Origin of the sequence: Acinetobacter sp. NPDC052428 (assembly GCF_044547685.1) — a bacterium.
Lineage (GTDB): Bacteria > Pseudomonadota > Gammaproteobacteria > Pseudomonadales > Moraxellaceae > Acinetobacter > Acinetobacter lwoffii_G.
On sequence record NZ_JBIUAT010000051.1, the window covers coordinates 1 to 12075 of the forward strand.

General features: G+C 37.1%; 10 protein-coding genes and 5 pseudogenes. 13 read left to right on the plus strand and 2 right to left on the minus strand.

Features of this window, described 5'->3' with window-relative positions:
- From ACIG3F_RS15455 to ACIG3F_RS15470, 4 genes and pseudogenes are all read left to right on the plus strand, one after another.
- Nucleotides 1-147: pseudogene (locus ACIG3F_RS15455) on the plus strand (antibiotic biosynthesis monooxygenase); the annotation flags it as partial.
- A gap of 377 nt (nt 148-524) precedes the next feature.
- Nucleotides 525-1025 (plus strand): annotated as a pseudogene (locus tag ACIG3F_RS15460) (IS3 family transposase); the annotation flags it as partial.
- Between the two features lie 150 nt (nt 1026-1175).
- Nucleotides 1176-1526 carry a hypothetical protein gene (locus ACIG3F_RS15465; protein WP_004281821.1) on the plus strand — a complete coding sequence of 117 codons (351 nt, stop codon included), beginning with the start codon at nt 1176-1178 and terminating at the stop codon, nt 1524-1526.
- A gap of 202 nt (nt 1527-1728) precedes the next feature.
- A pseudogene (locus ACIG3F_RS15470) lies at nt 1729-2695 on the plus strand (IS481 family transposase).
- A 118-nt stretch (nt 2696-2813) separates the two neighbouring features.
- Here ACIG3F_RS15470 and ACIG3F_RS15475 read toward each other — a convergent pair.
- Nucleotides 2814-3245, minus strand: coding sequence for a PPC domain-containing protein (locus ACIG3F_RS15475; RefSeq protein WP_180039075.1), 432 nt, complete (start codon nt 3243-3245; stop codon nt 2814-2816).
- Nucleotides 3246-3544: 299 nt separating this feature from the next.
- Between ACIG3F_RS15475 and ACIG3F_RS15480 the strand changes: the two genes are divergently transcribed.
- The 4 genes and pseudogenes from ACIG3F_RS15480 (at nt 3545) to ACIG3F_RS15495 (ending at nt 6623) form a co-directional block, all read left to right on the plus strand.
- Nucleotides 3545-4750, plus strand: a complete 1206-nt coding sequence (locus ACIG3F_RS15480) for an integrase arm-type DNA-binding domain-containing protein (RefSeq protein ID WP_180039076.1) — start codon at nt 3545-3547, stop codon at nt 4748-4750.
- Nucleotides 4751-4788: 38 nt separating this feature from the next.
- Nucleotides 4789-4923, plus strand: coding sequence for a transposase (locus ACIG3F_RS15485; protein ID WP_396470465.1), 135 nt, complete (start codon nt 4789-4791; stop codon nt 4921-4923).
- 3 nt (nt 4924-4926) lie between these two features.
- Nucleotides 4927-5043: pseudogene (locus ACIG3F_RS15490) on the plus strand (putative oxygenase MesX); the annotation flags it as partial.
- 188 nt (nt 5044-5231) lie between these two features.
- A complete protein-coding gene (locus ACIG3F_RS15495) occupies nt 5232-6623 on the plus strand; it encodes a methylenetetrahydrofolate reductase C-terminal domain-containing protein (RefSeq protein WP_180087564.1) in 1392 nt (463 codons plus the stop codon).
- Here ACIG3F_RS15495 and ACIG3F_RS15500 read toward each other — a convergent pair.
- On the minus strand, nt 6620-7288 hold the full coding sequence (locus ACIG3F_RS15500) for an epoxyqueuosine reductase QueH (protein ID WP_004647714.1): 669 nt from the start codon (nt 7286-7288) through the stop codon (nt 6620-6622). The two genes, ACIG3F_RS15495 and ACIG3F_RS15500, sit on opposite strands and share 4 nt — an antisense overlap.
- 171 nt (nt 7289-7459) lie before the next feature.
- On the opposite strand from ACIG3F_RS15500, the gene ACIG3F_RS15505 reads away from it, so the two are divergent.
- The 5 genes and pseudogenes from ACIG3F_RS15505 to ACIG3F_RS15525 all read left to right on the plus strand — a co-directional run.
- Nucleotides 7460-8491: a hypothetical protein gene (locus ACIG3F_RS15505; RefSeq protein WP_180039078.1), complete on the plus strand. Its 1032-nt coding sequence runs from the start codon at nt 7460-7462 to the stop codon at nt 8489-8491.
- Between the two features lie 168 nt (nt 8492-8659).
- Nucleotides 8660-9643, plus strand: a complete 984-nt coding sequence (locus ACIG3F_RS15510) for a putative oxygenase MesX (RefSeq protein WP_180039079.1) — start codon at nt 8660-8662, stop codon at nt 9641-9643.
- Nucleotides 9644-9693: 50 nt separating this feature from the next.
- Entirely contained in the window at nt 9694-10737 is a 1044-nt protein-coding gene (locus tag ACIG3F_RS15515) for a methionine synthase (RefSeq protein ID WP_180039080.1), read from the plus strand.
- A gap of 97 nt (nt 10738-10834) precedes the next feature.
- Nucleotides 10835-11329, plus strand: coding sequence for a flavin reductase family protein (locus ACIG3F_RS15520; RefSeq protein ID WP_004647846.1), 495 nt, complete (start codon nt 10835-10837; stop codon nt 11327-11329).
- A gap of 42 nt (nt 11330-11371) precedes the next feature.
- Nucleotides 11372-11902: pseudogene (locus ACIG3F_RS15525) on the plus strand (sulfite exporter TauE/SafE family protein); the annotation flags it as partial.
- Nucleotides 11903-12075 lie beyond the last annotated feature (173 nt).

Genomic DNA, 12075 nt, shown 5'->3' on the forward strand with positions numbered 1-12075 from the left:
TTTGATGCATTTCCTGATGAGGCGGGTCGCCAAGCACATTTATCTGGCAAGGTTGCAGCTGCGTTGATGGCTCAGGCCGAAGAGCTATTTTCAGAGCCACCGTCTATTGAAAAAGTAGATGTTTTGGCGAGTAAACTACCAGCTTAAACCGACGCTTAAATGTATAAATGTGCTGCCTGAAATTTTGAATGAAAGGCAGCACTTCAACCCTGTGAGGTTTGTCAGAGGCTTTTTATTCAAGTTGGGCTACTTTATTTAATGGCTTAATCTCATCATTTACATGGGTCAATATCCAAAACAGGGTAAATAAACGAATGCAGCTATGTACATGCTTTATATTGAACCAATCTATCTAATTTACTGAACCGTACCGGGTTTGTTGGAGACCAACTTTCCTGAGATGAGAAGCATTGCTTCGCACGACGTAGCGAAGCGTAGTGTTCCGATGAAAAAAGTAAAATATACCCCTGAAATCAGAGATAGAGCGGTTCAATTATTGATTGACTACCAAGACGGTATCTCAGGTGAGTGACTTTACGTATATTCAAACAAATTCAGGCTGGGTCTATACCGCCTTTATTATTGATGTGTTTTCACGAGCAATTGTTGGATGGAAAGTATCAACACGTATGAATACAGATATGGTGCTTGATGCATTAGAACAAGCTTTGCATGATCGAGGTATGCCAAAGAATGTAATTCATCATTCCGATAGAGGTGTGCAATATCTTTCCATTCGCTATACCAATCGTCTAGAAGCAGCAAATTTACGAGCGTCAGTCGGTACAACTGGTGATTCATACGATAATGCTTTGGCTGAAACGGTGAATGGCTTATACAAAACAGAGGTGATTGAATATTTAAAAGCAGATTGGCAAAGTTTAGCAGATGTACAACTTGCGACATTAAATTGGGTAGATTGGTTTAATAAAAAGCATGTACACAGTGCACTGGGTTATGTATCGCCTTTTGAGTTTGAAGCAATGTACTATGATAAGATTAACCCGTTAAGTCAGGTGGCCTAACTTAAATAAAAAAATCTCCGATAAATCCGGTAAGGTTCAAAATGCGATTTATGGCTTTTTTATGTAAAAAAAAGTAATATTTGTTTTATTGTTAAATTATAACAATTAGTATAAATACACCTATGATTTACAGATGAAAAAGGTAGTTAAATGAAATATTTTTTAAGTTTAACTTTGTTAGTTTTAGCAATGACTGGGTGTACTTCGAGTCCAAAGACTGAAACTTTACAAGATAAGGCTACAAGCAATACTTCAGCTGATACGCAGGTCCTTAAATTTTCTGGTCCGAATGGTTTATTAATTTTTCTGAAATCATCGGATAACTTTGAAACTGCTTTAATGACTGATAACTCAGGCATGGTATATCGTTTAAAGCAAACAGTTGCTGGTAGTGGTATTCGTTTAGCTAATAATAATGGAGTTTCAATTCACTTTAAACGTGGTGAAGGGGTTGTTGAATTTGTAAAAGACCAGCCAATCAGCATTACTGAAGTAAAATAATAAGGTTTAAACTTTAAGAGAACCCCACACCATAATCTGCATACCGAAAGTTGGACACTATTCCTTGAAATGTGGTCAAACATGATCAAGGACTAATTCGCACTCTGTTAATGGGTGAATTCAAACATGAGGTGCGACAGTTTCAAAAGCCTTATGATAATCTGTGTGATTCATAGACATCACTTCAATATAATGGGTGTCTATGAACAGAGAAATTCAACAAAGACTCGTATGGGTTAAATTATTTGAAGAGACCAATAATGCTGGCCTGGTTTGTCGGAGATGTGGCATTTCTAGACCAACTTTACGCAAGTGGTGGAAACGATATTCTGAACAAGGTATTGATGGATTAAGTAGTCATAGTAAATGTCCCTTAAAATCGCCAAATACTAAAATCAATGCTGAGCTAGAAGCTTTAATATTGGAAATGCGCTCGGCTAGAAATCTGGGTGTTCGACGTTTGCAAACAGAATTAATGAGCTGCACGGAGTCTCGTTGTCCTTGGCGACTATCCATAAAGTACTATCCACCCATTAAGTCAAACCGATTAAAAAATTCCGTCGTAAAATAGATTACATTTGTCATGAACGTTCATTACCAGGCGATAGAATTCAAATGGATACCTGTAAACTGGGTCCTGGAATATATCAGTACACATCTATCGATGACTGCACACGATATCGCGTTTTAAGGATATATAAACGCCGAACAGCTGCGAATACACTCGACTTTTTAACTGTGTAATTGAATAAATGCCTTTTCCCATACAGCGAATACAGACCGATCGTGAACGAGAATTCTTTGTTGAAAAAATACAGAAAAAATGATGCAGTATGGGATCAAATTTAGGTCGAATAAACCGGGTTCACCTCATCTGAATGGCAAGGTAGCGCTCACAAAAGACTGATAAATCTGAGTTCTACGCTACTGTAGATATCGATTCAGAGGAAATTCAGAGCAAACTGGCAGAATGGCAGCATTACTGTAACTGGATGAGACCACATTCAGCTTTGCAAGGTAAAACACCGATGGAAAGGTACTTTGAATTATGTGAAGAAACTCCTTTCTTAGATGAAGTCCAGAAGCAATACGCCCCCTCAAATGAACGGATTCAACATGCCAGTTACAAGATGTATTTAGAGATTGCTAAATTGAAACGATCTCTATGAATTACGTATCTATATCATTTTTACTAATATAAAAACATATACGTAAAAATCACGCCCCGTTTAACTGGCAATAGTTTTTGAACCCTGGTATAAAAGCTTAAAAAAATCTAGCAAGTCTTTATTTAATGTTAATACTCATCCAGTATTGAGGTTTTTTATCTTTTCTTGCCTGTGATCTAGGTTGTAATACTCTAATTTCATACTCACCTGAAGCAGGTAAAATATAAATACCCTTATCATCAAGCTCTGGAGAATATTCTCCAAGATTGATGGAGTCTTTTAATTGATTACCCCATAAGTAAGCTTCAACATTTCCTCCAGTCAACTTCACTTTTAACTTTTGCCCTTTTTTAGCATAAAATTTGTAGGAATCATACTTGTATCCATCTATCCTTCCGTAATAATTTGCAGAGTAAGCTTTTTTAGCAAACTTAACTACAATAGTCTTTCGTATATCATTGTTATCATTTGCAAGTACGACAGGGCTAACTATAGTTAAAGTTAGGGCTATCAAAGCGCCAGCTAGTAATTTCGTATTCGCTATTTCCATAAGGTTACCCTAATTCTTGTATCGCTCCTGACATAATAATATAACTAATAAGTAACCATGAATCATAGAGCAGAAATGTGAATAGTCATAACATGGGGTTACACTTCAAATGCCAATTTAAGACTTGCAAAATTAATGGTTAATTAATTGGTTACTAAGGACTAGCCAATCTAAATATAAATTTTATTTAACAATTACTTATAGAAATATGTGATGCGTATGATACGCATCATATGAATATCGCTTAAATTTGCTATAATTCAATTGAGCAGTGCCATTTGTGGTTAGGTTAAAAATTCATGAGTCTTACTGAAATTAAGGTACGTCAAGCTAAATCAAAGGAAAAAATCTATTTTCTGGCAGATGATGACGGCTTAAGTTTGAAGGTAGAACCAAACGGACGTAAATCTTGGAGTTACCGCTATTCACTTGCAGGGACAAATAAACGTCCTCGCATGAAGTTGGGTGAATATCCTGTAATGTCCTTGAAAGAGGCCAGATCAGTCCGGGATGAATATAAATTTAATAATTATGAAAATAAACCACTGCATAAAAAATACATCAAAACTTTTCAGGATATTTGTGAAGAGTGGTTAGAATTTAAAATTAAAAATTCCTTTGAAGATGAACCACGATGCGGTGTAATTCAGCTCGCAAAAAAATGTTTAGATCAGGATGTTTATCCAAATATTGGACTAATGCCATTTATTGAAATTAAAAGATATGATCTAGTTAAGATTATTAAAAAGATAGAATCTAGAAATGTAAAAGAACCTGTAAAGAAAGCCTATAGTTATTTAAATCAGATTTATGATTATGCGGTAGCGATGGGGTATTGTGAATATAATATTGCACATGGACTTCATAAAATATTAGTCAACAATAAGATTAAGAAAAACTATCCTCATTTGAATTCAGATGAACTATCTAATTTCTTAGCTAAATTAAATCAGATTAATACAGATCCTATTATTAAAAAAGCCCTGTTATTTAAATTATATACAGGCGTCCGTGGTGGAGAATTATTGCTTTGTGAACCATATCACTTCGATCTAGATAAAAAAATATGGAAAATACCAGCCTTACATATTAAACAATATAGAAGAAAGGTTATTTTAGGTCATGATATCCCTGATTTTTTTGTTCCACTATCTGATCAAGCACTTGAAGTTGTGAAATCAGCACTCGTTTGGTCTCATGGCGAGAAATATGTGTTTTCTAGCCCCCGAAATAATAATAAACCTATTCATTTTAATACCCTGAACTTGATTATCAGAAAAATGGGATATACTAAAAATGAATTAACTTCTCATGGGTTACGATCGACATTTAGTACCATATTAAATGAATCCGGTTTATTTCAATCAAATTGGATTGAAGCACAGCTATCTCATACTGATAAAAATAAAACCCGTGCAAGTTATAATCATGCAGAATATTTTAATCAGCGTATGGAAATGATGCAATGGTGGGGCGATTTTATTGATAGTTGTACTGTAAATTAATGGTTATGAAATCCAAGTTTTAATTAGAATAGGCTTTGTTGCACAAACCTATTCACCGCCATAAATCATTATCTAAAATTACATCTCGTGGTAAAAGCTCAATGGGCCGGTTCTATGGCTATAAATTACATGTTGTGATGAATCAACTTATAGAAATAGTCTGTTCACAATGATGATTTCTCTTAACTCGTAAAATTTATGACGGTGTTGAACGTGTTCAATTGAATCTTAAGCAAGGTAAATGGACAGAAGAGAACTTCATTAAGCCGTATCAAAATATTCTTGAAGAATAGGCATTTCATTTCACATTAGAGCGAGAATCTCATGAGAAAGTTGCCTGATTGAATGTAGTGAATAGATTCATTGCATAATTGTTGACTAAAATTTTCTATATCAGCCTGATTAAGATTAATCGGGCTGATTCTGTTAGGTCGAATATAATAGCGACCTGCTTCAATCATTTTTATTTGAACTTTATTTTATGTCACAGCTTGCTTCCCATTTTAAGCACAATCAGTTTTGTATTTTGTTGGAATATTTAAGTTCTGCTAAAGGCATTGCTGTACCAATGTCTTTAGCAGAATTTCCATGTGCGATCACTTTGGCAGATCGAGTGCATGCCGATAGTGATTTGGCACCACTTGAATGTGCGAAGACATTTCCTTCATCAATGGAAAAAATCATCCATTATTCAGGGAAAGGTCGGGATATTACTGATTTTGAGACCTTCTTAAAATCAACTCAAGCTTCGGGACAGAAAAATTTACTGCTTCTCACAGGTGATAAGTTAAAAGGGCATACAAATGGTCAAGATGGAACGAATCGCACCCGATATTTAGAGTCTGTAAATGCGGTCATGGCCGCAAAGTGTTATGGTGGATTTCACATTGGTGTAGCTTTTAATCCCTTTAAATATGCTGAAGCTGAACGTGATGCACAATATTTAAAACTTCACAAAAAGATTAAAGCAGGAGCAGACTTTATCGTTACCCAGTTGGGTTACGATATGGAGGCTTTAAAACAAGCCAAGGCTTTTTTAAATCGTCATCGATACCCACAAAATATACTTGCTTGTGTTATGCCACTTAGTTTGGCACGTGCCAATTTTATGGTGAAACATAAGGTCGCAGGAATTGTGATTACACCACACATGTTACGAGTGTTGGCTCAGGAAGAACAGGATGGACGAACTGAGAATGCTTATAAACGTTGTGCTATACAAATATTGATGTGTAAATATTTGAGTTTTGCAGGTGTGCATCTTTCAGCATGCCATAAGCCTGAAGAGCAAAAGCTTTTAGAAAAATATATTGAACAATATCGACATTATGGTTTACAGGAACTCGAAGCACTCTGGAATGCACTGTGGCAAGTGAAGACTAAAAATGAACTCGTGCCAGAATTAGCTTATTATTCCCGCCAACTATCCTCTAGCCAGCTTATTAAATATCAGCAATTGCATTTCATGCACAAGGCTCTATTTGAGTCCAAAATTGCCAAAGGTATGGGGCATTTTATTTTTAAAGCCTCATTCTGGGAAAATGCGCCTGCAGCAAAAGCATTGTTAAAAACTGAATTTATCTCTAAGCAAGGGATCGTAGGTTGTGAAAGTTGTGGTCAATGTAGGTTAGGAGATACTTTATATATTTGCCCTGAAACTTGTCCCAAAGGATTGGCGAATGGTCCTTGTGGTGGTACGACATTGGATCGCTGTGAGTTTGGAGATCGTGAATGCATTCATTCTGTGAAAGCCCGACTTGCCAAAGCCGTGGGACAGACTGACGTTCTAAAAGAAAAACTGATTCCAACTGTACCCATTGAAGTCCGTGGAACCAGTTCCTGGAAAAATTGGTATCTGGCGACTGAAGCTTAGCTTTCATCATCCATGGCATTCGAATAAAATTTCACGCCCAATTTGATGCGATCACGACCTTGGCTCATACGCCAACGGTTGGTATCACGTAAGGAGTATACACAGCCACAATATTCTTGTTGGTAGAATTCTTCCTTCTTGCTGATTTCAAGCATACGAACAGCACCACCATTTTTACGCCAGTTGTAGTCCCAATAGGTGATACCTTCATAATGTGAAGCAGAACGATGCCCACAATCATTGATCTGCTTCATATCTTTCCAACGAGAGATACCCAATGAGCTACTAATTAGGCTGAAGCCATTTTCAGCTGCATAAAGGGCAGTGCGTTCAAAGCGCATATCAAAACACATGGTACAGCGAATACCTTTCTCTGGCTCATTTTCCATGCCTTTGGCACGTGCAAACCAATTGTCTGTATCGTAATCACAGTCAATAAAAGGAATATTATGTTTTTCTGCAAAGCGAATATTTTCTTCCTTACGGATTTCATATTCCTTGACAGGGTGAATATTGGGATTATAAAAAAAGATCGAAAAGTCGATGCCTGATTCAATTAGGGTTTCCATCACTTCACCCGAGCATGGTGCACAGCAGGAGTGAAGCAGAAGCTTGTCGTGACCTGCTGGGAGAGTCAATTTCTGACGTTCAAGTTTGTTTGACATAGTTATATGGGTTTAAATCTAAACCCTATATTTTAACGATTTAATTAGATAGTAAGGATTTGATATACTGATATTTTCTAAGGTTAAGATGAAAGAAATTCACTAATTGAAATTTAATAAGAACTAAAGTATATAAGAGAATAACTACAATAATGCTTTGGAAGCAGAACATTGCAAGTTAATCAAGAGTCATTGAATGAAGCTTTAAAATTAAGTGAAGAAATTATTAGTAATATTGAGTTAAGTACCTCTTCTTTATCTAATTGCGCATTAAAGGCGAGTAGATTGGCAAGATTGCTAAATGAATTCGATTACCAAAGAATTTTTATCTTTGAAAGTAGTGGTTATCCTTCAAGCCCAAATGGTTTAACACCCGATATATGGGACTTATGTAAAAAAGCTGGAGAAGGAAAAACCGTAGAGAAAGCTAAGTTAGGGTCAATCGGAGCGATGGAGATTGAATTGGAAGCAATGAAGGACAGTCTAAAAATTGCACATGATCCTAATGTTTCAATAAGTTCAGCTAATCCGAATCAATTTGTTTCATCAGGTGGCACTAGTAATTTTTTAGAAAGAAAGAGTTTAAGAGATGGTATTAGCACGAACTCTCAATTTCTAACTAAACGACAAGCTTTTGTATGCGAATACGTGTCTAATAAATATTATGAGCTAAAATATTCAAAAATTACGTCAGATATTTTTTCTAGAACAAGAAAGTTTGTAGACGGAAAAATTGGAGATTTAGTACCATTATCAGCACAAAAATTTGCATCTGTTTATGAGAATTTAACGTCCGAAAATTCAGAGGATTGGTCAAATGCTGTTCATAGTTGTAGGCGAATATTACAAGATACTGCTGATGTGATTTATCCTGCTAGAGAGGATAAGACTATTAATTTAGACAATGGTGAAACTAAAATTATTAAATTAGGTGTGGATAATTATATAAATCGAATTATTGCATATGTTGATGAGCAGTCAGACTCTAAAAGATTTGAGGAAATCGTTGGTTCACAGATGAAATATTTGGGCGAGCGGTTAGATGCTATTTTCAAAGCTGCTCAGAAAGGTTCTCATGATATTATTACTTCTAGGCAAGAAGCTGATCTTTATGTTATTTACACATACTTGATAGTTGGAGATTTATTATCTTTGGTAGAGTTGCAAAAAACATTATCAATTTCAGATAAAGATTTTAGATAGCCGCTTAACTTACTGAATAACTAAAAATCCTCAGAATCTTTAATTTATTAAGATGAGTATTTCTCATCTTGAGCTGAATTTATATCGTTTTACTCACTTTCTTATTCACGTTTAAATACAGCCATTCAGAAATTTAGCTTTTTATAAAATTTTTAGGTGGCAATCTCCATGAGTACAGCATTTGAGTGTTCAATTAAACGTATCCGTTTTGATGAAAACTACACGCCAGCAGAAAGCACACGTTTAACCACAAATTTTGCCAATTTGGCACGTGGGGAAAGCCGTGAAGAAAACTTGCGTCGTACCCTTGCGATGATCAACAACCGTTTTAATAGCTTGGCAACCGTTGATAACCCGAAAGGTGATCGCTATTCACTTGAGATTGACATTATTTCTGCGGAAATTGATATTGAAGGTAATGGTCAAACTTTCCCATTTATTGAAACACTTAAAAGTGTTGTGATTGACCATCAAACAGGTGAGCATATTGAAGGCATGATCGGCAATAGCTTCTCATCTTATGTGCGTGATTACGACTTCAGTGTGGTATTGCCACAATTGGGTTGTGGTGTAGGTGAAAAACCTGAAGATTTTGGCAATCTACATGGCAAGCTTTATCAACATTTAGTCAATTCAGATGTATTTAAAGCAGAATTTAAAAAACAACCTGTCATTTGCTTAAGCGTTTCAACCTCTAAAACGTATTTCCGTACAGCCAACGTACATCCTATTTTGGGTGTGGAATACAAAAATGATGAATATTCACGTACCGATGAATATTTTGCCAAAATGGGTTTACGTGTACGCTACTTTAAACCAGAAGGTGGTAATGCACCATTAGCATTCTATTTCGCTGGCGATTTAGTCCGTGATTATACTGATTTTGAATTGATCAGTGCTATTGCGACCATGGAAAGTTTCCAACGGATCTATCGTCCTGAAATTTACAACACCAACTCTCCTGCAGGTGTGGTGTATCAACCAAGTCTAAGCTATGGCGATTATTCACTTACACGTGTGGTCTATGACCGTGTGGAACGTGGTGAGCTTGCAGTTAAACAAGGTAAATGGACGGAAGAAAACTTCATTAAGCCTTATCAAGACATTTTAAATGAATGGGCTGCAAATTTCGAAATCGAAACAGCTGCTTAATCCATTAAATTGATAAACAGATTTACGAATTTAGACAAAGAAGATTAGACATGGCGCTTACACAACCGAAACTTTTACTCCCAACTTCAACTGCGGGTAGCTTGCCAAAACCGTCTTGGTTAGCTGAACCTGAAAAATTATGGTCTGCATGGAAGCTTGAAGGCGAAGAATTATTAGAAGCTAAACGTGATGCTTTGAAATTATCATTACATGAGCAAGTCACTGCGGGTATCGATATCGTGAGTGATGGCGAGCAAACCCGTCAGCATTTCGTGACCACCTTTATTGAGCATCTTGAAGGTGTGGATTTCGAAAAGCGTGAAACGATGCGTATTCGTAATCGTTATGATGCGAGTGTACCTTCTGTTGTGGGTGATGTTTCTCGTAAAAAAGCCGTGTTTGTAGACGATGCGAAATTCTTGCGCAGCCAAACCAATCAACAAATTAAATGGGCGCTTCCTGGTCCGATGACCATGATTGATACACTTTACGATGGTCACTACAAGAGCCGTGAAAAATTGGCTTGGGAATTTGCCAAAATTCTGAATCAAGAAGCGTTAGAGCTTGAAGCAGTAGGTGTCGACATTATTCAGTTTGATGAGCCTGCATTTAATGTGTTCTTTGATGAAGTAAATGATTGGGGTATTCCGACCTTAGAGCGTGCGCTTGAAGGACTCAAATGTGAAACCGCTGTGCATATTTGCTATGGCTACGGTATCAAGGCAAATACGGATTGGAAACAAACTTTAGGTAATGAATGGCGTCAATACGAAGAGTCATTCCCGAAACTACAACAATCTAAGCTCGATATTATTTCACTTGAATGCCAAAACTCACGTGTACCAATGGATTTAATCGAATTGATCCGTGGTAAGAAAGTGATGGTGGGTGCAATTGATGTGGCAACCACTCAAGTGGAAACTGCAGAGGAAGTAGCAAATACGCTACGCAAAGCATTGCAATTTGTTGATGCAGATAAACTGTATCCTTCAACTAACTGTGGTATGACACCGCTATCTCGCCAAGTGGCAAGTGGCAAACTTGAAGCTTTAAGCGCAGGTGCTGCCATTGTTCGTAAAGAGCTAGAAGCTTAATCAAACGTAGTCTCGTGCGAAGCAGAACAAATCATCGCAAGGTCATTTGTCCAGCTTTATGCACGAGCACGTGATATGTACATTTGAGATGAAAGAGATGATTGAAGCAACAGACTTTAGAAATGCAATGTCTTTACTCACCACAGCAGTGAATGTTATTACGACTTCGGGTGAAACAGGTATGCATGGATTTACTGCATCTGCCGTATGTAGCGTGACGGATACACCGCCAATGTTATTAGTCTGTATGAATCAATCCTCCCGTTCACATGCCCATTTTGTTGAAAATAAAGTCTTGGCTGTAAACGTACTAAGTACTCAGCATGAACAGCTTTCAAATGCTTTTGCTTCAAGTAAATTCAGCTCAGAAGATCGTTTCAAACTCGGTGATTGGAGTACTATGGAAACTGGTTCACCTATTTTGAAAGATGCCTTGGTCAGTTTTGACTGTGAGATTCAAGATATTCAGCAAGTCGGTACACACAGTGTTTTCATGTGTCGTGTTCTTAAAGTTCAACAAAGCGATCAAGAAGAAAGTCTGGTGTATTTTAACCGTGCTTATCATCAAGTGGGTCAGTTGGAACACGCTTAACTCAATGCCTTAATTCTTTTATCTTTTTAAAGTTAGTTTATTGTGGAACTTATAACCTTTTTAGTCATCGGCGCTTTTGCTGGTTTTGCAGCAGGGCTGTTTGGTGTCGGCGGTGGTACGATTATTGTACCACTGCTTTTTATTGTCTTTACCCAAATGGGCTATGACCCCGATGTGGTTATGCACCTCGCATTAGGCACATCTTTGGCAACCATTGTTGTAACCTCGATTAGCTCATTGATGGCGCATCATAAAACTGGTGCTGTGATTTGGCCTGTTTTTAAAAATCTAGCGCCACCTATGGCGATTGGTTGTTTTTTTGGGGCAGGTTTTGCTGGTTTGATATCAGGATTACATCTACAAATCATTGTTGGCTTATTTCTGATTTGGGTCGCATATACGATGTTTACAGGTGCCAAAAAAGCAATTGACCCAACGAAAACGTTACCCTCATCAGGTCAACAAGTTGCTGCAGGTAGTGTGATTGGGGTTGCATCAGCAATCTTTGGTATTGGTGGTGGAAGTCTGACGGTTCCATATCTGAATCGCTATGGTGTGGTCATGCAGAAGGCTGAACCGTACCGGGTTTGTCGGAGAGTCAATATTCTGAGATGAGAAGCATTGCTTCGCAAGACGTAGTGAAGCGTAGTGTCCCGATGACAAAATTAAAATATACCCCTGAAATCAGAGAAAGAGCGGTTCAATTATTGATTGAATCTGAAAAAGATTATCCTTCTACTTGGGCT